At 64.7% G+C, this 23,449-nt stretch carries 26 protein-coding genes; 9 read left to right on the top strand and 17 right to left on the bottom strand.

Translation table 11 applies throughout. From position 1 onward, the window contains the following. Window positions 1-18: 18 nt before the first annotated feature. On the top strand, window positions 19-492 hold the full coding sequence (locus tag ACR652_RS15875; protein WP_434507451.1) for a cupin domain-containing protein: 474 nt from the start codon (window positions 19-21) through the stop codon (window positions 490-492). Further along, window positions 489-1,367 (top strand): branched-chain amino acid aminotransferase, encoded by an 879-nt coding sequence (locus ACR652_RS15870; RefSeq protein WP_434507450.1) that lies wholly within the window; start codon window positions 489-491, stop codon window positions 1,365-1,367. Before ACR652_RS15875 ends, ACR652_RS15870 begins: the two co-directional genes overlap by 4 nt. 11 nt (window positions 1,368-1,378) lie before the next feature. On the opposite strand, the gene ACR652_RS15865 is transcribed toward ACR652_RS15870, so the two are convergent. Both ACR652_RS15865 and ACR652_RS15860 read right to left on the bottom strand, forming a co-directional pair. After that, window positions 1,379-3,043: a thiamine pyrophosphate-binding protein gene (locus ACR652_RS15865; protein WP_434507449.1), complete on the bottom strand. Its 1,665-nt coding sequence runs from the start codon at window positions 3,041-3,043 to the stop codon at window positions 1,379-1,381. 18 nt (window positions 3,044-3,061) lie between these two features. Then, window positions 3,062-3,925: an acyl-CoA acyltransferase gene (locus tag ACR652_RS15860; protein WP_434507448.1), complete on the bottom strand. Its 864-nt coding sequence runs from the start codon at window positions 3,923-3,925 to the stop codon at window positions 3,062-3,064. Window positions 3,926-4,035: 110 nt separating this feature from the next. Here ACR652_RS15860 and ACR652_RS15855 point away from each other — a divergent pair, with 110 nt between their 5' ends. From ACR652_RS15855 to ACR652_RS15845, 3 genes are read left to right on the top strand one after another with little or no spacing between them, the layout of a single operon-like run. Further along, window positions 4,036-4,284: a phosphopantetheine-binding protein gene (locus ACR652_RS15855; protein WP_434507447.1), complete on the top strand. Its 249-nt coding sequence runs from the start codon at window positions 4,036-4,038 to the stop codon at window positions 4,282-4,284. Further along, window positions 4,268-5,641 (top strand): AMP-binding protein, encoded by a 1,374-nt coding sequence (locus ACR652_RS15850; protein ID WP_434507446.1) that lies wholly within the window; start codon window positions 4,268-4,270, stop codon window positions 5,639-5,641. Before ACR652_RS15855 ends, ACR652_RS15850 begins: the two co-directional genes overlap by 17 nt. Next, window positions 5,641-6,363 carry an SDR family NAD(P)-dependent oxidoreductase gene (locus ACR652_RS15845; protein WP_434507445.1) on the top strand — a complete coding sequence of 241 codons (723 nt, stop codon included), beginning with the start codon at window positions 5,641-5,643 and terminating at the stop codon, window positions 6,361-6,363. The genes ACR652_RS15850 and ACR652_RS15845 overlap by 1 nt, the downstream gene beginning before the upstream one ends. A 138-nt stretch (window positions 6,364-6,501) precedes the next feature. Here ACR652_RS15845 and uvrC read toward each other — a convergent pair whose 3' ends face one another. Next, window positions 6,502-8,490 carry an excinuclease ABC subunit UvrC gene (gene uvrC / locus ACR652_RS15840; protein WP_434507444.1) on the bottom strand — a complete coding sequence of 663 codons (1,989 nt, stop codon included), beginning with the start codon at window positions 8,488-8,490 and terminating at the stop codon, window positions 6,502-6,504. 117 nt (window positions 8,491-8,607) lie between these two features. Between uvrC and ACR652_RS15835 the strand changes: the two genes are divergently transcribed. Together ACR652_RS15835 and ACR652_RS15830 are read left to right on the top strand one after the other, a co-directional pair. Further along, window positions 8,608-9,702, top strand: a complete 1,095-nt coding sequence (locus tag ACR652_RS15835; RefSeq protein ID WP_434507443.1) for a calcium:proton antiporter — start codon at window positions 8,608-8,610, stop codon at window positions 9,700-9,702. A 10-nt stretch (window positions 9,703-9,712) separates the two neighbouring features. Then, complete coding sequence (locus ACR652_RS15830; protein ID WP_434507442.1) at window positions 9,713-10,351, top strand: glutathione S-transferase family protein; 639 nt, start codon at window positions 9,713-9,715, stop codon at window positions 10,349-10,351. 39 nt (window positions 10,352-10,390) lie between these two features. Here ACR652_RS15830 and ung read toward each other — a convergent pair whose 3' ends face one another. From ung to ACR652_RS15760, 14 genes are all read right to left on the bottom strand, one after another. Then, the gene (gene ung / locus ACR652_RS15825; protein ID WP_434507441.1) at window positions 10,391-11,059 is read right to left on the bottom strand and encodes a uracil-DNA glycosylase; all 669 of its coding nucleotides are present in this window, start codon (window positions 11,057-11,059) and stop codon (window positions 10,391-10,393) included. Between the two features lie 131 nt (window positions 11,060-11,190). Continuing rightward, complete coding sequence (locus ACR652_RS15820; RefSeq protein ID WP_434507440.1) at window positions 11,191-12,354, bottom strand: hypothetical protein; 1,164 nt, start codon at window positions 12,352-12,354, stop codon at window positions 11,191-11,193. A 115-nt stretch (window positions 12,355-12,469) separates the two neighbouring features. Next, a complete protein-coding gene (gene tolB / locus ACR652_RS15815; protein ID WP_434507439.1) occupies window positions 12,470-13,768 on the bottom strand; it encodes a Tol-Pal system beta propeller repeat protein TolB in 1,299 nt (432 codons plus the stop codon). A gap of 184 nt (window positions 13,769-13,952) precedes the next feature. Beyond that, on the bottom strand, window positions 13,953-15,128 hold the full coding sequence (locus ACR652_RS15810; protein ID WP_434507438.1) for a cell envelope biogenesis protein TolA: 1,176 nt from the start codon (window positions 15,126-15,128) through the stop codon (window positions 13,953-13,955). Window positions 15,129-15,138: 10 nt separating this feature from the next. Beyond that, window positions 15,139-15,588 (bottom strand): protein TolR, encoded by a 450-nt coding sequence (gene tolR, locus ACR652_RS15805; protein WP_434507437.1) that lies wholly within the window; start codon window positions 15,586-15,588, stop codon window positions 15,139-15,141. 3 nt (window positions 15,589-15,591) lie between these two features. Continuing rightward, window positions 15,592-16,326 (bottom strand): protein TolQ, encoded by a 735-nt coding sequence (gene tolQ, locus ACR652_RS15800; RefSeq protein WP_434507436.1) that lies wholly within the window; start codon window positions 16,324-16,326, stop codon window positions 15,592-15,594. A gap of 211 nt (window positions 16,327-16,537) precedes the next feature. Further along, window positions 16,538-17,263 carry a hypothetical protein gene (locus tag ACR652_RS15795; protein ID WP_434507435.1) on the bottom strand — a complete coding sequence of 242 codons (726 nt, stop codon included), beginning with the start codon at window positions 17,261-17,263 and terminating at the stop codon, window positions 16,538-16,540. Window positions 17,264-17,331: 68 nt separating this feature from the next. Next, a complete protein-coding gene (locus tag ACR652_RS15790) occupies window positions 17,332-18,072 on the bottom strand; it encodes a hypothetical protein (RefSeq protein ID WP_434507434.1) in 741 nt (246 codons plus the stop codon). A 139-nt stretch (window positions 18,073-18,211) separates the two neighbouring features. Next, window positions 18,212-18,634 (bottom strand): tol-pal system-associated acyl-CoA thioesterase, encoded by a 423-nt coding sequence (gene ybgC, locus ACR652_RS15785; protein ID WP_434507433.1) that lies wholly within the window; start codon window positions 18,632-18,634, stop codon window positions 18,212-18,214. 68 nt (window positions 18,635-18,702) lie between these two features. Beyond that, a complete protein-coding gene (ruvB, locus tag ACR652_RS15780) occupies window positions 18,703-19,743 on the bottom strand; it encodes a Holliday junction branch migration DNA helicase RuvB (RefSeq protein ID WP_434507432.1) in 1,041 nt (346 codons plus the stop codon). A gap of 71 nt (window positions 19,744-19,814) precedes the next feature. Beyond that, entirely contained in the window at window positions 19,815-20,399 is a 585-nt protein-coding gene (locus tag ACR652_RS15775) for a methyltransferase family protein (RefSeq protein ID WP_434507431.1), read from the bottom strand. 88 nt (window positions 20,400-20,487) lie between these two features. After that, window positions 20,488-21,111 carry a Holliday junction branch migration protein RuvA gene (gene ruvA, locus ACR652_RS15770; protein ID WP_434507430.1) on the bottom strand — a complete coding sequence of 208 codons (624 nt, stop codon included), beginning with the start codon at window positions 21,109-21,111 and terminating at the stop codon, window positions 20,488-20,490. Continuing rightward, entirely contained in the window at window positions 21,108-21,614 is a 507-nt protein-coding gene (ruvC, locus tag ACR652_RS15765; protein WP_434507429.1) for a crossover junction endodeoxyribonuclease RuvC, read from the bottom strand. The genes ruvA and ruvC overlap by 4 nt, the downstream gene beginning before the upstream one ends. A 36-nt stretch (window positions 21,615-21,650) precedes the next feature. Beyond that, window positions 21,651-22,088 (bottom strand): iron-sulfur cluster assembly scaffold protein, encoded by a 438-nt coding sequence (locus ACR652_RS15760; RefSeq protein ID WP_434507428.1) that lies wholly within the window; start codon window positions 22,086-22,088, stop codon window positions 21,651-21,653. Between the two features lie 256 nt (window positions 22,089-22,344). Here ACR652_RS15760 and folE point away from each other — a divergent pair, with 256 nt between their 5' ends. Next, window positions 22,345-23,046, top strand: a complete 702-nt coding sequence (gene folE / locus ACR652_RS15755) for a GTP cyclohydrolase I FolE (RefSeq protein ID WP_434507427.1) — start codon at window positions 22,345-22,347, stop codon at window positions 23,044-23,046. Continuing rightward, complete coding sequence (hisI, locus tag ACR652_RS15750) at window positions 23,046-23,429, top strand: phosphoribosyl-AMP cyclohydrolase (RefSeq protein ID WP_434507426.1); 384 nt, start codon at window positions 23,046-23,048, stop codon at window positions 23,427-23,429. The genes folE and hisI overlap by 1 nt, the downstream gene beginning before the upstream one ends. The last annotated feature ends 20 nt before the right edge of the window (window positions 23,430-23,449 follow it).

Raw genomic sequence — 23,449 nt, 5'->3', positions numbered from 1 at the left:
TGGGGCAAGGAGCAAAACATGATGGAATCCGATATCGCCTTCTACTACGGTAAGGACGTCGAAATGTTGGCTTGCCCGATCAATCCGGCGTGGGTCATCGAGGGCGCGCCGGTTGCGCGCAATTGCATCCTGTCGCGTAGCCGTGACGGCGGCGCCACGACGCTGCTGTGGGACTGCACGCGGGGCGTCTTCAACTGGCATTACAATATCGATGAGACTGTCTTCGTGCTGGAGGGCGGCGTGATCGTAAGGGATAACGCCGGGGTTGAGCGCTTTCTCGGCCCAGGCGACCACGCGCTGTTTCGGGCGGGATCGCATGCCGTCTGGCGCGTCGACGATTATGTGCGAAAGGTCGCCTTCTGCCGTACCCCCGTGCCTGCGCCGATCCTGTTCGCGACGCGCATTCTTCGCAAGCTTTCTACACTTGCCGGCTTGAGATCGCGGGCGCCGGCGGCGGCTCCCATGTTCGCGAACCAGGACAGCGGCGCATGAAGCCAGTCTCCCCAACCTGGACGTTTTTCCAGGGAAAATGGCGCGAGGGCAATGCTCCGATCCTCGGAGCGCGAACGCATGGCGCGTGGCTTGGCTCCGTGGTGTTCGATGGGGCTCGCGCCTTCGAGGGCGTGACGCCCGATCTCGATCTTCATCTGGCGCGCATCAACACCTCTGCGCGCGAGATGCTGCTGGAGCCGAAGCTCAGCGTCGGCGACTGGCGCGGCCTTGTCGAAGACGGCCTGAAGAAGTTCGCCGCGAACGCCGAGCTCTACATCCGGCCGATGTATTGGGCGGAGGAGGGGTTGGGCGGCGGTGTCCGGTTCGATCCTTCCTCCACGAACTGGTGTCTCGTCATCTATGAAGCGCCGATGCCCACGCCACGAGGGGGAGCGATTACACTTTCTCCCTTCCGGCGGCCGAGCGCTGAAACCGCGCCGGTCGGAGCCAAGGCGAGCTGTCACTACGCCAATGGCGGCAGAGCCCTGATCGAAGCGTCGAAGCGCGGCTTCGATAATTGCCTGATGCGGGACATGCTCGGAAACATTGCCGAGTTTGCAAATTCCAATGCGCTTCTCGCCAAGGGGGGCGTCGTCTATACGCCCGCGCCAAACGGAAGCTTTCTCAACGGCGTCACGCGCCAACGCGTGATTGCGCTGTTGCGCGCCGACGGGGTCTCCGTCGTGGAGACAACTCTCGGCTACACGGATTTCCTTGAGGCGGATGAAATTTTTTCAACTGGGAATTTCCAGAAAGTCGCGCCGATGTCCGCGATTGATGACAGATCGCTGGAGCCGGGTCCGCTCTACAAGCGGGCGCGCGCGCTCTATTGGGATTTTGCGCATTCCCGCTATTCCCGTTTGGCCGTCGCCTGACGGACTCGGATTCATGGGCCCGCGAGGGCCGCTGCGCGCAGAGAAGAAAGATTGGTGGTGGGCGTCACCCGATCCGGGTCGATCAGCAAGTGCAGGATGGACGGCAGGCCAGACGCCCGCGCCGCCGCGAAAGCCTCCGGGATGTCGGCTGTCTTCTCGACGCGTGCGCCAAAGCCGCCAAAGGCGCGCGCATAGGCCGCAAAGTCCGGATTGACGAGATCGGTGCCGACGACCCGCGCCGGATAGGTACGCTCCTGGTGCATCCGGATCGTGCCGTAGCTGCCGTTGTCGCAGATGATGACAATGATCGGCAGCGCATATTGCACAGCTGTCGCGAATTCCTGCCCGTTCATGAGAAAGTCGCCATCGCCATTCACTGAAACCACAAGGCGGTCGGGATGGAGACGCTGTAGCGCGACGGCGGCGGGGACGCCGTAACCCATCGTGGCCGACGTTGGCGCGAAATGGGAACCAAATGTGCGAAAGCGGAAATAGCGGTGAATCCAGGACGCGTAGTTGCCCGCTCCATTGCAGATGATCGCGTCTGCGGGCAGATTCTCCCTCAGCCAGATCATGGTTCGCCCCATATCGACGTCGGCCGATGGTTCGCAGTCTGTGGAGAACGCCAGATAATCGCGATGCGCTTCGGCCGTATGATCGCGCCAGACCGGCGATGACGGCGGCGGCAATTGGGCGAGCGCCTCCACGAAGGGCTTCGGAGAGGCGTGAATTGCGAGCGCTGGAGCGTAGACGCGGCCAAATTCCTCGGCCTGCGGATAGATGTGGACGAAGCGCGTTTGAGGCTGGGTGGGATCGAAGAGGGTGTAACCCTGTGAGGGGATCTCACCGAGCCGGCCGCCGACAACGACGAAGAGGTCGCTTCGCTTGATACGTTCGATCAGCTTCGGGTTCGCAGCCAGACCGAGATCGCCGGCGTAGCATTCGTGCAGAGGATCGAAGAGGGGAAGGCGGCGATAGCTCGTCGCGACCGGAACGCGAGCGGTCCGCGCCCAATCCATCATGGTTCGCGTTGCGGCGTCATCCCAGCGGGTTCCGCCGAGAAGGAAAAGCGGGCGTTGGGCCTGTTTCAGCATGGCCGAGAGCGTCGCCATCGCCGCCGGGTCGGGCGCGGTCTCGATCACGTTCACACGAGGGCGCGTGACGGAAGGGATGCGCTCCTCCAGCATGTCTTTCGGCAGGGCGAGCGCGACGGGTCCCTGTCGACCGGCGAGGGCGACCTGGAACGCGTGTGAGACATATTCCACAATTCTGGAAGCGTCATCGACCTCGGCGGTCCATTTCGTCTGTCCGCCGAACATGGCGCGGTAATCGACCTCCTGAAAGGCTCCGCGGTCACGGTTGCGGCGCTCGATCTGGCCGATGAACAGGATCATGGGCGTGGAGTCATGCTGGGCGATATGAATGCCGGCAAAGGCGTTGGCCGCGCCCGGGCCTCGCGTCACGAAGCATATCCCCGGCCGTCCCGTGGCTTTGCCATAGGCGTCGGCCATCATGGCGGCGCCGGCCTCATTGCGGCAGACGGTGAGCTTGATGCCCGTCCCGTAGCAGGCGTCGAGTACGGAGAGATAGCTTTCGCCGGGCACGCAGAAGACATGATCGACGCCGTTGATCAAAAGCTGATCGACGAGAGCTTCGGCTGCGGTGACGTCAGGCATTTTGCGTTCCTCGATCGCCTATCCAAACAGGACGCTCTCACAATAGGCGAGATCGCCCAGCCGTGGAGGGCAGGGACCTCTGGCGTATTTGGGCCCGCGGTCCTTAAAATATATGCCGTGCAGGCCCCGGATGCGTTCGACCGCGTCGACAAGGACGACGAGGCGCCCGCAGGCAAGCAAGGCGCGGCCGAGCGCGCCCGCACAACGCACATAATCTGAAACGTCCCGGCAGTAGACCAGTTGCAACACGGGAAGTTGCTGGCGGAAAATGCGCCTTGGCAGGAAGAGGAACGGACTGGCGGCGGCGCCATCACGCGCCACGAAGCCAAGACAGCCGCGGCTCGTATGATCGAGCATCATTTCGCTTTCCGCCTCTGTCAGGACGCCTGCATGGGCTTGGACGTCGAAGCTCTCGACGACAGTGTAGCCGCCGGCGGCGGTGAGAATTGGAAGCGTCAGCATCTGACCGTGGCAGTAGCGCTTGAATCCCTGCGCCTCGATGACCGGCCATGTGTGCCGCGCGGGCGAGATGTTGATATAGGTGACATCCTTGCGCCTCAGGGCGGCGGCGATGAGCAGCGACGCATAGCCACGAAACGCCTCATCGACATACCAGCTTGAAATATTGCATCTGACATCGCGCTCGTCGACCTTCCGAAAGATCATCAATATGGCTCCGACAGGCGTCGTGTCGTCTTCGAGCAGATAGCCGAAGCGCGGGAGATCCTCGGGCGCCTCCCGTTTTGCAAGCGTCTCGAACGCATGCAGCCAGTAGTGCGCCGGGCGGTTGGGAAATCCGCGCGCCAGGAGTTTCGCAATTCCGGGCGCGTCCGATGCGCGGATCGTCCGACAGCGAATGCGCCGATGGGTGTCTTCAGTCATGCAAGCTTAACCATCCGCGCGAACTTTCAGGATTGGCAGGCGGAAATTTATCTCTACTCTTGCAAGAAATCGCCAAGCTTCCGTTAGCGGGAATGAAGAGGCTCCGATCCATGAGCGTAAGGTTAAAAGTTCTTTCGGTTATGAAGGAGGTTGCAGCAGAGCAGGAAAAGACGCTGGCTGCGGTGCAGGACAACGCGCTCCTGGCCGAGTCGGGTCTCGACTCGCTCTGCTTCGCGGTCATCGTCGCGCGGCTGGAGGACGAGCTGGGCGTCGATCCCTTCACTGCGTCCGAGAACGTCTATTTCCCGGTCACCTTCGCCGATTTCATTTCACTGTATGAAAATGCCGCCGCCGCTTGACCTGTCGGCTCTGGCGCGCGCCGCGTGTCCTCCGGAGGGCGCGGCGATCCTCGCGCCCGGTCGCGCCATTGACTGGAGAACCGCGCTTGAATGCACGGTCCTTGCGGGCAAACGGCGTCTGCTCCGCGACAAGTCGGTCCTGATCCTGGTCGCGGATCCGTTCGATGCAGCGCTTGCGATGCTTGAGCTCGATGGCGTCGCCAGGCGCATGCTGGTGATTCCGCCGGATTTCTCCGGAGAGCGTCTCGCCGCCGCGATCCGTCAGGCGGCGATTGAGATCATCGTTTGCGACGAGAGCCATCGCAATTTCGACCTGGAGCTTCCTTGCATCGTGCTGTCCACGCCTGCTGTGGAGACCTCTGCGCGAGGGGAGGCCATCGAGACAGAATGGGTGGCGCCAACCTCCGGCACGACCGGGGAGCCGAAGCTGGTGGCGCATCGGCTCGAAGGATTGCTTGGCGCAATGCAGGGGCGCCCGGCGACAACGCCGGTATGGGGCACCTTCTACGACATTCGCCGCTATGGCGGCTTGCAAATCTTCCTTCGGGCGGCGACAGGCGACGCGTCGCTGACGCTGTCGGACTCGAATGAGCGCCCCGCGGATCACGTCGCGCGGATGGCGGCCGCTGGCGTCACCCATGTCTCCGGCACGCCCTCGCATTGGCGACGCTTGCTGATGAGCGGTGACGCGTCTCGCCTCTCTCCGCATTACGTCAGATTGTCCGGGGAAATCGCGGATCGTGCGATCCTCGATGCGCTCGCGACGGCCTATCCGGGCGCGAAGATCGTTCATGCCTATGCTTCGACGGAAGCGGGCGTCGCATTTGAAGTGAGCGACGGCCGTGAGGGATTTCCGGCCTCCTGGCTCGAACGCTCAGGCAGCGTCGAGATGAGCGTCGTCGACGGGTCGCTGCGCATCCGTTCCCCACGCACGGCGTCTTATTATGTTGGACGCGACGATCTGGCGCTCAGGGATGGCGACGGCTTTGTCGATACGGACGATCTCGTTGAAAGGATCGGGGATCGCGTGTTCTTCCGGGGGAGACGCGCGGGAACGATCAATGTCGGCGGCCTCAAGGTGCATCCCGAAGAGGTCGAGCAGGTCATCAACCTTCACGCGGCGGTACGGGCCTCTCTGGTCAAGGCGCGCCGCAATCCGATCACAGGCGATCTGATCGCCGCCGATGTCGTGCTGAAGGAGGACGCCGCGCCGCCGGAACGCCAGCGCATGGTGAAGGATGAAATCCTCGCCATCTGCCGCGCGCGTCTGGAACGGCACAAGGTTCCCGCCGCGCTCGGCTTCGTGTCGGCGCTCGCTATATCGCCGGCGGGCAAACTTCTGCGCAGGGAGGCGTGATGCGTCATGTGATCGTGACGGGCGGCAGCCGGGGGCTCGGGCTCGCCATTGTGCGCCGGCTCCTCGAAGACGGGTTTCACGTCGTCGCGGTTGCGCGACGGGAAAGCGACGAGCTTGGCGCGCTGGCAACGCAATGCGGCGAGGCGCTGTCCTTCGAGCCGCTCGATCTGGCGCAGATCGACTCCATTCCGGAGTTCGTTCTGGGTTTGAAGAAGAAGTTCGGCGCGCCTTATGGCCTTGTGAACAATGCCGGGCTCGGAACGGAAGGTCTGCTCGCGACCATGCACAATTCGCAGATCGACATGCTGATGCGCGTGAATGTGACGGCGCCTGTCATTTTGACGAAATATGCCGTGCGCAACATGATGTCGGCGGGCGAGGGCCGCATCGTTAATATTTCCTCGATCATCGCCTCCACCGGCTACCACGGCCTATCGGTCTATGGCGCGAGCAAGGCGGCGCTTGTCGGATTCACCCGATCGCTGGCGCGGGAAGTCGGCCGCATGGGCGTCACCGTGAACGCCGTTGCGCCTGGGTTCATCGAAACCGAGATGACGGCCGCGCTCGACGATCAGGATCGCGGCAGGATCGCCCGGCGCGCCGCCCTGCGCCGATTGGCGGCGCCGGAGGATGTCGCCAATGCGGTGTCCTTTCTGCTCGACGCCCGGGCGCGGAACATTACTGGAACAGTGGTGACCGTCGACGCCGGCGCAACGGCGTGACCTAAAAAAGCGCCCGGCGCGGGGCCGGGCGAAGTGGGGAACCTGGATAGCCGAATTGATGTCATCATATCCAGGGCGCTGACCCGCGACAGGACGGGTCTCGCCATTCACCGGGCCGATTTCGCCAAACCTCCGGGGTCAATCCCCGCGCTGAAAATGGTCGTAGACAATCCGCGCCGTCGCCTTGTTGATTCCGGGGGCCTTTTCCAGATCGGACAGGGCGGCGCGGGCGACCGCCTTGGCGGAGCCGAAGGCGAGGAGCAGCGCACGCTTGCGTGAGGGGCCGACGCCCGGAATGTCGTCCAGCGGATTTTTGGTGAAGTCCTTCTTGCGCCGGGCGCGATGCGTTCCGATCGCGAAGCGATGCGCTTCGTCACGCAACCGCTGCACGAAATACAAGGCGGGGTCGTGCGGAGGCAGCCGGAAGGGCTCGCGGCCTTCGATGAAAAAGGTCTCGCGCCCGGCGTCGCGATCCCGGCCCTTGGCGATGGATGCGAGCGCGACGCCATCAACGCCGCTTTCGCGCAGGGCCTCTCGCGCCACATCGAACTGCCCGCGTCCGCCGTCGATCAGCACAAGGTCCGGCCTTGCGGGGAATGCGTCGGGGTCCGTGTCCTTCTCGCCGTCCTTCGCGAGCCGTGCGAAGCGGCGCGTCAGCACCTCGCGCATCATGGCGTAATCGTCGCCGGGCGTGATCTCCGCGCCCTTGATGTTGAAGGTGCGGTAGTGCGTCTTCATGAATCCGGACGGGCCGGCGACGATCATCGCGCCGATCGCCTGTGATCCGCCGGTGTGCGAATTGTCGTAGACCTCGATGCGGCGCGGCGCCGCGGGCAGGCCGAACACCTCGCCGAGAGCGGCGAGCAGGCGCTGCTGGCTGGCGTCCTCGGCGAGCTTGCGCCCCAGGGCCTGGCGCGCGTTGTTGAGCGCATGCTCCACCAGTTCGCGTTTTTCTCCGCGTTGCGGCGCAATGACGTCGACGCTTTTGCGAAGCTTGGCGGAAAGCGCCTCTTCCAGCAGGGCGCTGTCTTCGATCGGATGCGAGAGGAGCACGCAGCGCGCGGACGGGTGCTCGTCGTAAAATTGCGCGAGAAAGGCGTCGAGGACTTCGGCTTCCGTCAGGCTCGCGTCGGCGCGCGGGAAATAGGAGCGGTTGCCCCAGTTCTGGTAGGCGCGGAAGAAAAACGCTTCGATGCAGAAACGTCCGGCGTCCTTGGCGATCGCGAAGACATCCGCCTCCTCGATCGTGCGAGGATTGATCCCCTGCGCGCCCTGGATCGTTGAGAGCGCGGAAATTCGGTCGCGCAATCGAGCCGCGCGCTCGAACTCGAGCCGCTCGGCCGCTTCGGTCATCTCCTGAGCGAGCTGTTCGCGCACGCTGCGGCTCTTGCCAGAGAGAAAGTCCCGCGCCTCGCGCACCAGTTCGGCGTAATCCTCGGTTGAAATCTCGCCCGTGCAGGGGCCGGCGCAGCGCTTGATCTGATAGAGCAGGCAGGGGCGCGTGCGGTTGTCATAGAAGCTTTGCGCGCAGGAGCGCAGCAGAAAGGCCCGCTCCAGGGCGTTCAGCGCGCGATTGACGGCCCAGACGCTCGCGAACGGCCCGAAATAATCGCCCTTTCGCACGCGCGCGCCGCGATGCTTGGTGATCTGCGGCGCCTCATGGTCGCGGGCGATGAGAATATAGGGGAAGGACTTGTCGTCCCGCATCAAGACATTGAAGCGGGGCTTCATCTGCTTGATGAGATTGGCTTCGAGCAGCAGCGCGTCGGTCTCCGTCTCCACCGAGATGAAGACCATCGACGCGGTCGCCGAAATCATCCGCGCGATGCGGTTCACATGGCCCGCCAGCCGTGTGTAGCTCGCGACGCGCTTTCGGACATTCTTGGCCTTGCCGACATACAGCACTTCGCCGGTCTCGGCGATCATGCGGTAGACGCCGGGGCCGTTGGGCGCGTGTTTCCAATATTTCTTGATGACCGCCACGCCGCGCTTCACGCTCTCGGGCGTCTGCTGCGCGTCATCCTCCGGGAGCGGATCCCCGGCGTCCTCCGGGGCGGCGTCGGCCGCTTCGAAAGCCTCGTCGTCCTCGGGCGGGAGGTCGCGCTTTTGTTCGGAGGGAGGGATCATCGGGCTAGATTTATTCGCCGATTGCGGCGATGGGAAGAGCCGCGGCCGGCAAAGCTTCCGCGCTTCGGCGGCAAAGCCTCCGGTTTGGCAGATGGGGTGAGGATGCAGGTCCCGAGAATGTCTGTGAGGGGCGTCGTCTTTCCGGCGCTCGCGCTGTGTTACGCCGGTTTCTTCGCGGCGACCGAGCACTGGATCGAGCGCGTCCATCCTTCGATGCAATTCATCGTGCCGCTGGTGGCGGCGGCGCTGATCGTCGGCTCCGTGTTTGCGACGCTGGAGCACGCCGAGGTCGTCGGCTCCAGAGTCGGAGAGCCGCTCGGCACGCTGGTGCTCACGGTCGCCGTGACGGTCATCGAGGTGACGGTCATGGCGTCGATGATCGGGCACGGCTCCGACGATCCCACGGAAGCGCGGGAGGCCGTCTTCTCCGCCATCATGATCGTCTGCAACGGGGTGGTCGGGCTGTGCCTGCTGCTCGGCGGCTTCCGGCACGGGGAGCAGGAGCTTCAGCCGATGGGCGCCAGCGCCTATCTCGCGGTCCTCATCGCGCTGTCCGCGCTCACCCTGATCGTGCCCAATTACACGGTGTCGTCCTACGGACCGACATTGGCGCCGGCCCAGGTGATCTTCGTCAGCGTGCTGTCGATCCTGCTTTACGGCGCGTTTCTGTTCATCCAGACCGTGCGGCATCGCTCCTATTTCATCGACGCGCATGTGGCGGCGACCGGGCGGCACGAAACCCGGCCATCGGCTGAGCGCACGCTGGTGTCGCTCTTCGGGCTTTGCGCCAGCCTGCTGGGCGTGTCTCTCCTTGCGGAGCGCTTCGTGCCCAGCCTGGAGGAAATGCTCGCCTGGACAGGGGTCGCCGAGGTGAACCCGATCGCGGGCGCGGCGGTCGCGATGCTCGTCCTGATGCCGGAATCCCTGAACGCCATTCGGGCCGCCAGACGCAATGCGCTTCAGACGAGCCTCAATGCGGCGCTGGGATCCGCCGTCTCGACCATCGGCCTGACCGTGCCCTCGGTGGCGCTTCTCAGCCTCGGGACAGGGCGCGAGATTGTCCTCGGGCTCGGTCCCCGCGATTCAACCATGATGATGCTGACGCTCATGCTCAGCGTCGTCAGTTTCGGGTCGGGGCGCACGAATGTCTTCACCGGCCTTGTGCATCTCGTCGTCTTCGCGACATATGGCTTCTTCCTCTTTGTTCCGTGAAGCGAGAGCCATGAGCGAGACCGATCTGATCTTCTATCATTCGCCGCAGACGCGTTCCTCGAGCGTGCTGATCCTGCTGGAGGAGCTCGACGCGCCCTATCAGCTTCGCGACCTGAATTTTCGGGCCGGCGCCCAGCGGCGGCCCGATTATCTCGCGGTCAATCCGCTCGGCAAGGTTCCCGCCATCGTCCACGATGGCGCGCTGGTGACGGAACTCGCGGCCATCTTCATCTATCTCGCCGACGCCTTCCCCGAAAAGAAGCTGGCGCCGGCGATCGGCGATCCGCTGCGTGGGCCGTATCTGCGCTGGCTGGTGTTCTACGGCTCGGCCTTCGAGCCGGCGGTGATGGACCGTCACATGAAGCAGGAGCCGCCGAGGAGCATGAGCGCCTATGGCGATTTCGAGGGCGTGATGTCGCTCATCAACGATCAGCTTGCGCAGGGGCCTTATCTGCTCGGCGCGCGCTACACCGCCGCGGACATTCTCTGGGCGACGGCCCTGCGCTGGACGACGGGCTTCGGCCTCGTGCCCGCCTCGCCGCAAATCTCCGCCTATATCGACCGCGTGACCGCGCGGCCCGCCTTCGCGCGCGTGACGGAGACGGACGCGCAATTGCTGAAGGTCCACGAGGCCGCGGCGGCGAAGTAAGCGCTCCCATTCCCCGTGAAACAGGGAGAGGGGCGTGGCTCACCAGTCTATTGGTGTCTTTCCCTGGACAACGAGGTACTCGTTCGCCCTGGAAAAATGACGGCAGCCGAAAAAGCCGTTATGCGCCGAGAGCGGGGAGGGGTGGGCGCATTCGAGCACGAGATGCTTCTGGCGGTCGATGCCCGCGCCCTTGCGCCGGGCGTAGGAGCCCCACAGCATGAAGACGACGCCCTCGCGTTCACGCGAGAGCGCGTGAACCGCGGCGTCGGTGAATCGCTCCCAGCCCTTGTTCTGGTGTGAGCCCGCCTGCGAGGCGCGGACGGTGAGAGTCGCATTGAGCAGCAGCACGCCCTGCCGCGCCCAGCGTGAAAGATCGGGGTCGCGCGACACCGCATGGCCGAGATCGGCCTCGATTTCCTTGAAGATATTCTGAAGCGACGGCGGCGGCGGCACGCCCGCGCCGACGGCGAAACACAGGCCATTCGCCTGTCCGGGACCGTGATAGGGGTCCTGCCCGAGGATGACGATTTTCGCCTTGTCGAAGGGGCATTCGTCGAAGGCGCGAAAAATCTGCGCCGCCGGAGGATAGATCGCCTGCGCCGCATATTCGCCGCGCACGAATTCGCGCAGCGCCGCGAAATAGGGCTGCTCGAATTCGCTGGCGAGATGTTTCCGCCAGCTTTCGTCGATGCGGACGGGCTTGGTCACGTATAGGTGTTACCCACTCCGGCGCGGTTCAGCAATGCCGGAGCCGCCAAGCGCGCCCCGGTCTGATCGACGCAGACCGGGACTGTCGATTTTCGTCTTTTCGCGCATCGCCTGCTTCGGCGGAAAGCGCTTTAAGGCGCGGCTTTTTCGAGCGCCGCGCGGCATGCTGCCAGCCGCTTCTCGCCTCCCCAGGCCTCGAACAACGGCGTCACCTGGTTCTTGACCGCATCTGCGTCGGCAGGAAAACCGAGCTTTTTCGGCAGCACGAGGTAGACGAGCTCCCGCTTCTCCGTTCCGCCTTTACGGGCGTTCGGATTGTAGCCCAGCTCGGAGACAAGCTTCACCGACCCTTCGCCCCGGCCAAAGGCAGGTGATTGGTCGGCGAGGATCGCCGGCTTGGAGACCCCCGACGGATTGGCCACCACGACCGCGGCGCCTTGCGTGGTGTGAGCGGCCTTGTCGGTGAAGATGCGCGCGACTTTTGTCGGCAACGCAACGAAGGGGATTTTTTCCGCGTCGACGTAGTTGGATTGCACTTCGCAGGAGAGCTTTGTCGAGGAGCGCATGGTCGTCGGCGTGACATAAAAGCCAGGCGCCGGATCGTTTGGCCCCTGAATGACAGGCTCGCCGTCTTCGGCGCAGTTGTCCGTGGCGATCCCGAACCAATGCCCGGGGCTTCCCGCGTTGCGCTTGTCGTCGAGGCCTTTGGAACTGTCTGGATGATAGGCGTGCGGCGATCCGTCCGCATCCACGGTCAGGCGGCCGAGAAAGACGATCGAGCCATCCTGCAATTTATAGGCATGGGCCTCTGGCAGCGGGCTCTTGCCGGTCTTTCTCGGAATCGTGATGACATCGGCGAACTCGCAGCCCGGCGCGCTGGCGTTCTCGTCGGCGGCCCGCCAGCCCGCCTCCCGGGCGTGGGCTTCCGACACTTTGAAGGAGAAGAGGAGATATTTATCGGCGCCGGGATAAACCTCCACGGCCTGCGCCAGTTCGGGACCGCACTGCGGCTTCACGCCTTTCTGCATGGACGCCTGAACGGCGGAGGCGATTTGCGTGAAGCAGGAATCGCTCGTGGCGATCATCATCTCATATTTGACGGTGTTCGCGTCGACCGCGAACGCTTCCTCATGCATGAAGTCGGTCGCCGTCTTGCAGGCTTCCGGGATGTGCTTGCCGACATATTTGTCGAACCTGGCCTTCAACCCTGGCGGGTCGTCCCATAGGCAATCCGCCATAGCGGGTTGAACAGACGCCAGAAGGAAAATCGAAAGAGCAAAAACCGAAGCGCGCAATGTCGCAGCTCCCATCTGAGAGACGAGAGCTTGAGCTTATTGCCGCGCCATGGATTGCGCAAGATGCGGTTTCGGCTGCCGGGCGGTGCTGCTCCCGCGCCAAGACGCCCCGCCTTCAATCCTGCAACGGCCCCCATGCCGGATCGCTGGCGTAGCTGGGCGTCGGCACCTGGGTTTCCGAGCGGCCGAAGACGTCCACCATGTAAATCTTTGGCCCGCCGCCGCCGCTGCTATCGCGGAAGAACATCAGGAACAGGCCGTTGGGCGCCCAGGTCGGGCCTTCATTGTGGAAGCCCTCGGTGAGGATGCGCTCGCCCGTGCCGTCGGTCTTCATCACGCCAATGGAGAAATTGCCGCCATTCTGCTTGGTGAAGGCGATGTAATCGCCCTTGGGCGACCAGACGGGCGTGGAATAGCGGCCGCCGCCGAAGGAGATGCGCTTCGCGTCGCCGCCATGCGCGCTCATCACATAGATCTGCTGGGAGCCGCCCCGATCGCTCTCGAAACTGATGCGCGAGCCGTCGGGAGAATAGGAGGGCGCCGTGTCGATGGCGCTGGTGTCGGTGAGCCGTGTCGTCGCGCGCGAGCGCAGGTCCATCGTGTAGAGATTGGTGGAAGACCCTTCCGACAGCGACATGATGATCTTCTGCCCATCGGGCGAAAAGCGCGGCGAGAACGTCATGCCGGGGAAGTTGCCCACCACCTCGCGCTGGCTGTTCTCGATGTTCATGAGCAGAACCTTGGGCTCGCCATCGTCGTTGAACGCCATATAGGTCACGTCGAGCGAGGAGGGCGAGAAGCGCGGCGTGACCACGAGCTCGTCGCCGCGGGTGAGATAACGCACATTGGCGCCGTCCTGGTCCATCATGGCCAGGCGCTTGCGGCGCCTCTCCTTGGGTCCGGTCTCGTCGACGAAAACGATGCGCGTGTCGAAGAACCCTTTCTCACCGGTGACGCGGCTGAACACCGCGTCCGACAGTAGATGCGCGACGCGGCGCAAGTTGGCCGCTTCGGTGACATATTGCTGGCCGGCCACCTGCTCGCCGGTGGTGACGTCGAAGAGCCGGAACTCCGTCTTCAGCCGCCCGTCTCCGGCGCGCACGGAGCGGCCGGTGAGAACGAATTGCGCGCTCACGGCGCGATAGGCGTCGAGATCGGGCTGATCGGGAGAGCCGGCGGGCACATTGGCGTCCACCGGGCGCAGGAAGACCGAGCGCTTGAAATTATTGTTGGCGACGGAGGTGATGGTGCGCGCCGCCTCGTCGCCGACAAACGGCGCGACGGCGATATTGGTCGGCTGGAAGCTGCCGCCCTTGAGGTCGATGACGCGTCCGGCCCGCGCCGGCGCGAACGGCGCCAGCGCGGCTGAGGCGATGAGTCCCGTGGCGGCGCGGCGTGTGATGAGGCGTGTCATGTCTGGTCCGTTTGTCGATGAGGTTCGGCCCCCACCCCGACCCTCCCCCTTGCAGGGGGAGGGAGAAGGCGCGGAGTTGCCGATGAGTCCTCCCCTGGAAGGGGCAGGAGAAGGCGTGGGGTTGCCGATGATCTTCCTCCCCCTGAAAGGGGGAGGGCAGGGAGGGGGTCGCGACGAGCGCGCATCAGTTGGCGTCCTGGAAGCGGATCGTCACTTCATGCAGCGCTTCGTCGTAATAGGGCATGAATTCCGCCGGAATGCGCATGGGGCTGCACCGCCGCACGGCCTGCACGGCCTGTTCGCCGCGGGCCTGCTCCACCGGATTGGACGACGGATTCATCAGGCGCGGACGGCCCTCCAGAGCGCCGTCGCGCGTCAGGTGAAACTCGACGACCGGCGCGAAGGTCGCGCCGCCGAGCGTGAGCGCCGACGCCCAGCAGGGGTGATAATGGTCGTGGATATAGGCGGCGATGCGCGCCTCCATCGAGGCGGACATCTTCTGCGCCGAGCCTTCCGGCGCCCCGAGCGAGGCCGTCTTGATGTCGCTGCCCGTCGCCGCGCGCCGCTGGGGCGCCTCCTTGCTGAGGAGCCGGGAGATATCCGCCGCGTCGAATTTCGATGTCGGCGCGGTCTCATCGCCCGATTTCGGTTTCGCGCCCTTGACGCTCTTTTCCGCGACTTCGCCCTCGTGGCTCTCGGGCTTGGCGGGCTTGTCGAGCGTCTTCTTGCTGTCGAGCAGCTTCGCCACCTCGTCGACCTTCAGGCGCTCCTTCGGCTTTTCCGGCCGGGGCTCGGGTTTGGGCGTCTCCTTCGCCTCTTCCTTTTCAGGCTTGGCGTCCTTCGGACGCGTGGGCGGCTTCGGCTTGATCACCTCGGCCTCCTTCGGCTCCTCCGGCTTGTCCTCGGGCGCGGCGGCCTTCGGCTTGGCGGGCGGCGCGGGAACGGGCTTCGCCGCGGCGGGCTTCGGCGGTTCGGGCTTGTCCGGCGTCGGGGGCAGGGCGGCGACGCGCTTGGGCGGGGTCGGCTCGGGGGCGTCGTCGGCGCCGGGCTCCGGCAAGCGGCGCAACGGCGGCGGCGGCGTGGGAACGTCCTTCCTGGCTTCGGCGACAGGCGGCAGCGGTTTCGCGTCGCTTTGCGGCGCCACCTTGTCGACGCGCTGGGAGGGTTTCAGATCGCGCGCGGTCTTCTCCCCCTTGGCGATCTGATTGAGCGCCGAGTCCGTCACGACCTCCACCGGGATCATCTCCTGCGCGTCTTCGAATTTCCTCGCATCCGAAAACAACACGAACGCCGCCAGCAACAGCCCGGCATGGGCCGCGGAGGAGATGACGACGCCAGGCTCGGACCGCGAAACCCTCACCGTCGCAGCCTCACTTCTTCTCCTGCTCCGTCACCAGAGCAACCTTCTTGTATCCCGCTGTGGTGATGAGCGACATGACTTCGGCCACACGGCCGTAATTCACCGCCTTGGAGCCGCGCACATAAATGCGTTCGTCGAAGCCCTGCTTCGTCGTCTCCTTGAGGCGGTCGAGAAGCTGCTCCATCTCGACGGGCTGATCCATCAGGAAAATCTGGCCCTTGTCGTCGATGGCGATGGAGATGGGCTTCTGGTCGATATTGAGCTGCCCGGCCTTGGTCGCCGGCAGATCGACCGCGACGCCGGTGGCGAGCAGAGGCGCCGCCACCATGAAGATGATCAGCAGCACCAGCATGACGTCGATGAAGGGCGTCATGTTGATTTCGGCCATGGCGCCGTAGCGCGGCACGCCGCGCCGGCGTCTGCCGCCCTTGCGGCCGGGCGTCGAGATCGAGGCGCCCATGGGTTACGCCGCCCGGTCGCGGTTGGAGGCCGCGTGCTGGTCGATCTGGCGCGAGAGAATGGCCGAGAATTCGTCGGCGAAGCTTTCCATGCGCGCCTGAGCCTTGGCCACGTCGCCCTGCATCTTGTTATAGGCGATCAGCGCCGGAATGGCCGCGAAGAGGCCGATGGCGGTCGCCAGCAGCGCTTCGGCGATGCCCGGCGCGACGACGGCGAGCGAGGTGTTTTTCGAGGCCGCGATGGAGCGGAAGGAGGTCATGATGCCCCACACCGTGCCGAACAGGCCGACGAAGGGACCGGCCGAGGCCACGGTGGCGAGCACCAGCAGATTGGACTCGAGCTTCTCGACCTCGCGGGCGATGGAGACGTCGAGCACTTTCTCGATGCGGGCCTGAAGGCCCATGAAGCTTGCGCTCGCGCCGGTCTGGAAGGAGCGCTTCCATTCCTTCATGGCGGCGACGAACAGCGTGGCCATGCCGGTGGTCGGGCGCTCCGAGAGCTTGCCGTAGAGGTCTTCGAGAGAATTGCCGGACCAGAAATTCTCCTCGAAACGGTCCATCGAACGCCGCATGCGCGCAAAGAGGAGCGTCTTGTCGATGATGATCGCCCAGCACCAGACCGAGGCCAGCAGCAGGCCGACCATCACGAATTTCACGACGATATGCGCGCCCCAGAACATGCTCCAGATGGTGATGTCGGCGGCGGGGGCGGCGGTCGCGGCGATCTCGGCTGGATTCATGATTTGTCCCTGAGAGGAATTTTGGGCGTCTTTCGTGCTGGCGACGCCCTTATTGCCCGCAATTTCGCCCTTTCTGGGGCTTCGTTGCGCCGCACAAGCATACTTAACCGCGAAGCGTTAACAAGCGGTAAGGGTTAAGGATTGGTAAGCCGGCAGGCCGAAAGGGGGAGGCAGCCGGACTCCCGCCCTCCGTTCAGTCGGTCCAGGGGCGTCAAAGAATCACGCAGGCCGAGCCGCAGCAGGCGCCATGATTGGCGTTCGGAGCAACGCCGTCTTCGATGAGCTGGGCCATGGCTTCGATATGGGCGGCGCCGCCCTCGTCGGTCGGCTCGATTTGCAGCATGTCTTTATTCAGAAAGTCGGCCACACGTTTCTTTGTCTCGAACGCAGGGATCGTCTCGTCGTCGCGAATGTCTCCGACATCGCGGTCCAGCCGCTCGGCCGCCTCGCGCAGCTTTGGACTATTGTAATAGAACGCCATATTGTCGGTTTTATTCAGCCAGCCCGTCTTATCCCCGAGCCCGAGGATCGGATACCATTTGCCGGGCGTGATCCCCGCTTTCGCCACCTGACCGCTGCTGATGTAAAACGGAACGCGCACGGGTCCTATTCTAACCGCCGCCATCGGACGGTCCGAGAGCCTCACGAAGGTCGACGTCAGGATGCCTTCGCTCGTTTTCTTGTAGGGGATGCTTTCCAGTTGCGCGTATATCGAGTTTCCGCCGACCGGCGTCAGAGCGGAGACCGCGGAACTGGCGATGCTGGTTTTCCGCTCTTCCAGGTTGCGCGCGAAATCAGTGTTGTTGGTGTTGGTGGAGGTGATCTGCTCCATCATCGCCGCCCTCGGATCTTCGCCCGATTTGTCGCTTTCGGTTGGCGCGTGTTCTCCCGGTGTGCCGTTCAGGGCGATGGGAGTGATATTGTTGTTGATCGACACTGTCTCCCTCCGTGTCTCTCGCGCCTCCGCGACCATCCGCGGTGCGAGACCTCTCATCCATCGGGTGGCTAGAGAAGGGCGCAGTCCACCCTGCAGGCGGGCGTCTCGGGCTCCGCGTCATTTGGATGAGCAAGCACGCTCGCCTCTATTTCCTCGACCTTTTTCTTGATGGTTTCCCAATGGTTGGAGTCGTTCAGTTCGATGGGATTCATGTCTTTGTTCATGAAATCAGCAATTTGGTACTGTCCCGATGGGAACGTGGGAATGTTGTGATCCGCGTAGGCGGTCTCGTTCCGGATATCCCCTATCTCCGCGTCGAGTTGTTCAGCGACCTCCCGCAGGAGCGCGCTGCCGTAGTATTCGGACATGCCATTGGCTTTGTTGAGCCAGTTATCGTCACCGATACCGAAAAACGGATACCACCGCCCTGGCGTGACGTCGTGCTTCGGCGAGAGTCCGCTGCTGAGATAAAATGGAACCCGTATTTTCCCCAGTCTGATCGCAGCCATGACACGGCCGCCAACCCGAACCAATTTGGACGAACGCCAGAAGTTGCTTCTGTCCGTATATGAGATCAGGCTGAGTCGCTCGATGATCGGCTTTCGGGTCTTCGTCTCGCCCGGTAGAAGGGGCGTTGCAATCTGATCGAGCTGGCGGCTGAATGTCTCCGCGTCCGGGTTGTCCCTTTCGATATCCTCGATGAATGCCTGCTGCGTGGGCGCCGCGACCGGGTTGTGACCCGGCGCCTTGTCGCTCTCGTGGGTCAACGCGACATTGGCGAGGAGAGGGGTTGTGTTCGTGACCGACATGGTCGCTTCCCTTGATGTTGCCATTCCGCTTTTTATGGCGCGCGCCGGGCTTCGCTTCTGTCACGAACATCACAGACATTGTAATTTTCAGGGACCGCCCCCGCAGGCTATGGCGCCGGCGGGTGATGGAGACGTCGTTTCAATCGGACGGCGCGCCGCGCGACCGCTCGAATTTTTCCCTCACCTCAGCCGGCATGCGCCGGGCGCGGCCCGCTTCGACGCAGACGACTTTCACGATCGCCGTCGCCAGCGTCTCTTCGCGGCGCCGAATGCGCTGGTCGAGGGTGAGCGAGGCCCCGCCGATTTCGGTGATCAGGGTCTCGACGGAAAGCAGATCGTCCAGCACGGCGGGTTTGCAAAAATCGAGCTGCATCGCGCGCACGACAAAATAGATCGGCGCGCCACTGGCGCCGTCGAGAAGCTGGCGCTGTTCGAGGCCGAGCGACCGCAACAGCTCGGTGCGCCCGCGCTCCATGAAACGGATGTAGGAGGCGTGATAGACGAGCCCGGAAGCGTCCGTGTCCTCCCAATAAACGCGTGCGGGGATCGAGTGGGGAGTCATGTGGCCTCCTTGCAGCGGGAGCCTTCGCCTAACGCGGCCGTGGCGTCCGGGCAAGCCGGCGGGAACGGTCAGGCGTCTTCGTCGCCGAACAGCCCGAATTGTCCCCCCGTCCGCGCGGGCTCCGCGAGCCCGAGATGGCGGAAGGCGTGGGGCGTCAGCAGGCGGCCGCGCGGCGTGCGCTGGAGAAAGCCCTGTTGCAGCAGGTAAGGCTCGATGATGTCCTCGATGGCGTCGCGCGGCTCGGAGAGGGCGGCGGCGATGGTCTCGATGCCGACCGGACCACCGCCGAAGTTCAGCGCCACCATGTCGAGATACCGCCGGTCCATGACGTCGAGACCGATCGAATCCACGTCGAGCAGGGTCAATGAGCGGTCGGCCAGTTCGCGGGTGATGGTCGCGGCGCCTTCCACCACCGCGAAGTCGCGCACCCGCCGGAGCAGCCGCCCGGCGATGCGGGGGGTGCCGCGCGCGCGCCGCGCGATCTCCCTGGCGCCCTCGTCGCTCATGCCGACGCCGATGACCCGCGCGCCGCGCTTGATGATCAGCTCAAGCTCCTGCGGCGTGTAGAAATTCAGCCGCACCGGGATGCCGAACCGGTCCCGCAGGGGGGTGGTGAGCAGGCCCGCCCGCGTGGTCGCGCCGACCAGCGTGAATTTCGCAAGGTCGATTTTCACCGAGCGCGCCGCCGGCCCTTCGCCGATGATGAGATCGAGCTGAAAATCCTCCATGGCGGGATAGAGGATTTCCTCGACGGCCGGATTGAGCCGGTGAATCTCGTCGATGAACAGCACGTCCCGCGGTTCGAGGTTGGTCAGTTGCGCGGCCAGATCGCCCGCCTTGGCGATGACCGGCCCGGACGTCGACCGAAAATTGACCCCGAGCTCCCGCGCGACGATTTGCGCCAGAGTGGTTTTGCCGAGCCCCGGCGGTCCGACGAGCAGCACGTGATCCAGCGCATCGCCGCGGGTCTTCGCCGCCTCGATGAAGACCTTCAGATTGGCGCGCGCCGCCTCCTGTCCGGTGAAGTCGGCGAGCGTCAGGGGGCGGAGGCTGGCGTCGGCGTCGTCGTCGCGCTGTGCCGGGCTCACCAGCCGGGGAGGGGTGCTCAAAAATCGCTCCAATGTGCGGGCCGCGGGCGCGCCGGCTCCGGCTGCGCGTGAATCGCGCGCCCTCGCCCCGATTATAGGTTTCCTTGCGGCCGCGAGGAAATCAGCCCGAACCAGCGGTGGACGCGGGCGCAATAGGCCGCGAAGGCGTCCGGATGTTTGGCGTGCAACGCCATTTCCTCGTAGGGAATCACCAGAGCGTCGATCCCCCAGTAGTGGAGGTAGAGCAGGGCTGGCGCGGCGAGGGCGGCGAGGCCGGCGCAGGCCCCTCCCGCCGCCAGCCCAAGCGCCAGAAGGCCCAGCGACCAGAAGAAGCTCTGCGCGAGGGCCAGCACATAGACGGGGTTGCGCGAGACCGCATAGGGTCCGCTCGTGACCAGACGTTCGGACCCAACGAATTGCCGGGCGTCGCCCCCGCGCCGCTCCAGATAGACGACGAGCGCGAATTTGAGGCCGAGCGACACGGCGTAGCCCACGGCGGCGAGGGCGAGAAAAGGAAGGCTTTGCGCGGTCGCGGCATGAAGGGCCAGAAGCAGCGCCGTCGTCGCGCAATAGGCCGCCGTGGCGGTGAGGTCCACGAGGAAGATGCGCGAGAATTGCAGGTCGTTGCGAACCCTGCCGCACAGCCAGACGACGGCCGCGCGCCCCTCAAAGCTCATTTTTGAAAGTCCTGTCAAAAGGCGGCCATCAATCCCGCCACTGTCAGCCTTAACCTCTGCTATTTTCGTTAAAGAAGACATTCGTTTTTCAGGAAACCTTGGCCAGTTCCTTCAACCCCTGCCGGATGAGGGCGCCCGTCTCCGCGCCTTCGCCGAGAACCTTCACGCTCGCGGCGACGGCGGCTGCGGCCTGCGGCCGGCCATAGCCCAGATTGACGAGCGCGGAGACGGCGTCGCGCACGGCGGAGGGCGCGCCGGCGCCCTCGTCCTCGCCGGCAAGTTTCGCGACAACCGGATCGACCGCGCCGAAGGCTGGCCCCTTGTCCTTCAATTCGGCGACGATGCGCGCGGCGAGCTTGGGGCCGACGCCGGAGGCGCGCGCCACCATGGATTTGTCCTGCGTGGCGATGGCCGTCCCGAGCTCCGCCGTCGAAAGGATCGAGAGAATCCCCAGCGCGACCTTCGAGCCGACGCCCTGCACGGTTTGCAGCAGGCGGAACCACTCGCGCTCGGCCTCGCTGGCGAAGCCGAACAGCTTGATCGAGTCCTCGCGGACCTGCGTCTCGATGGCGAGCGCCGCCGCCTCGCCGGGTCGCGGCAGCCTTTGCAGCGTGCGGCCGGAGCAATGCACGACATAGCCGACCCCATTGACGTCGAGGATCAGGAAATCCTCGCCGTAGCTGTCGATCAGGCCCTTCAGCTTGCCGATCATGCGAGGGCCTTCAGCGCTCGCGCGCCCCTGTGTTGCGCGTGACAGATGGCGACGGCCAGCGCGTCGGCGGCATCGGCGGAGGAGGCCTGGCTGGCGGGCAGCAGCACACGGACCATCATCTGAATCTGCGCCTTCTCGGCGTGGCCTGCGCCGACGACGGTCTTTTTCACCAGATTGGCGGCGTATTCCGCCACCTCGAGCCCGGCAAGGGCCGGGGACATCAGCGCGACGCCGCGCGCCTGTCCGAGCTTGAGGGTCGACTGCGGGTCGCGGTTGACGAAGGTCTCCTCCACCGCCGCCTCATGGGGCGCGTAATCCGCGATGACCTGCATGAGGCCCTCGTGCAGTTGCCGCAGCCGCTTGCCCATTTCGAGCGCGCCGTCCGAGCGCACGCGCCCGCAAGCGATGAAGGACAGGCGCGAGCCTTGCGACTCGATCACGCCCCAGCCCGTGTTTCTGAGGCCGGGGTCGATGCCGATGATGCGAATCGATGGGGCGGACATGGCCGAACATAGCACGGCCGAACAGAACGGAAACGGTTACACCGCCTTCTCGGCCTCCGCCTGGGCGAGCGCCTCGACCACCGCATCAAACGCCAGCAGGGTCGAGCCGTGCCGCGCCTTGTAGTCGCGGACAGGCTCCAGGACGGCGAGATCGGCCCATTTGCCTTCCGGCGGCGGGCCGTTTTCCTTGAGCATCCGGCGCAGCGCCGCGCGCGCCTCGCGCAACTCCTGCGGCGTCGAGCCAATCACGTTGCGGGCCATGATGGAGGCGGACGCCTGGCCGAGGGCGCAGGCCTTCAGCTCATGGGCGTAGTCCGTCACCTTTCCGTCGCGCAGGGCGAGGTCCACGGTGATGGTGGAGCCGCAGAGCTTGGAATAGGCGCTGGCCGTGGCGTCTGGCCGCTCCAGGCGGCCCAGTCGCGGGATGTTTCCCGCCAGTTCGAGAATTTTGGCGTTATAGACCTGGTCGAGCATATCAGCGCGGTCTCGGACGCGGGGCTTACCTTCGCTCCCGCCGCCCTTTATATAGAGGTCCGAGGGCTGGCGCGAAAGCGAAAGTCCCGGCGCAACGCCGAGGCGCCGCAGTTCTTGCATTGACTCAGGCGAGCTCTCGAATTCTCGCGGTTTCTCAGGTCCGAGGGGCGAAATTTGAGGTAGGATCCCATGTGTCTTGACCGCATGGGGGGTTAGCGTTGCGGCTTTTGCGACGCGATTGTTGAGGAGGCGCCACATGGATGACGTGGTTAAGACCTTTCCCGTTCGCCCCAGCTTTGAAGAAGATCGTTCCGACGCCGTGATTGACCCGACGCCCGCGACAGCCGCCCGCTCCGTGACTCCGGAGCCGGCCAAGGACACGCTCGAACGCCCCAGCCGCGAGGAGGCGGAGGCGGCCGTGCGCACCTTGCTGCGCTGGGCCGGCGACAATCCCGATCGCGAGGGCCTGCGGGAGACGCCGCGCCGCGTCGTCAAGGCCTATGAGGAATTCTTCAAGGGGTATCACGAAACCCCGGATGAAGCGCTGTCCCGCGTCTTCGAGGAGGTCGAGGGATACGACGATCTCGTGCTGGTGCGCGACATCCCCTTCACCTCGCATTGCGAGCATCACGTCGTGCCCTTCGTCGGCAAGGCGCATATCGCTTATTACCCGACCGGCGGCGTCGTCGGCCTCTCGAAGCTCGCCCGCCTCGTCGATGTCTTCGCCCGCCGCCTCCAGACGCAGGAGGCCATGACGGCCCAGATCGCCGAGGCCATCGAGAGCCACCTCAGGCCGCGCGGCGTCGCCGTGCTGGTGGAGGCCGAGCATATGTGCATGTCCATGCGCGGCGTCCTGAAACAGGGCTCGTCGACCGTCACGGTGCAGTTTTCCGGCGTCTTCCGTGACGATCCGGGGCAGCAGGCGCATTTCTACACGCTGCTGCGCGGCGCCCGGTGATGGACAAGGCGGCTCTGGAAGAGGGGGCGGACTTCGCCCCCCGCTTCGACTCCAACGGCCTGATCGTGTGCATCGCCGTCGAGGCGGCAACGCGTGAGATTCTCATGGTCGCCTACATGAACCAGCTCGCGCTGGACAAGACGATCGAGACGGGCGTCGCGCATTACTGGTCACGCTCGCGCAACGCGCTCTGGCGCAAGGGCGACACATCCGGTCAGGTGCAGCGCGTCCTCTCGCTGTCCGTGGATTGCGACCAGGACGCCATCCTCCTGACCGTGGAGGCGGGCGGCGACGGCAAGGCCTGTCACACCGGCCGGAAATCCTGCTTCTATCGCCGGCTTGAGATCGGCGACGGAGCGCGGCGGCTGGTCTTTGCCGAATAGCGACGCTCGCGCCACTCCGT

Origin of the sequence: Methylocystis sp., from assembly GCF_051061225.1 — a bacterium.
Classification (GTDB): domain Bacteria; phylum Pseudomonadota; class Alphaproteobacteria; order Rhizobiales; family Beijerinckiaceae; genus Methylocystis.
The sequence above is the reverse complement of the archived record's forward strand: the minus strand, read 5'-3'. Positions and strand labels throughout refer to the sequence as shown.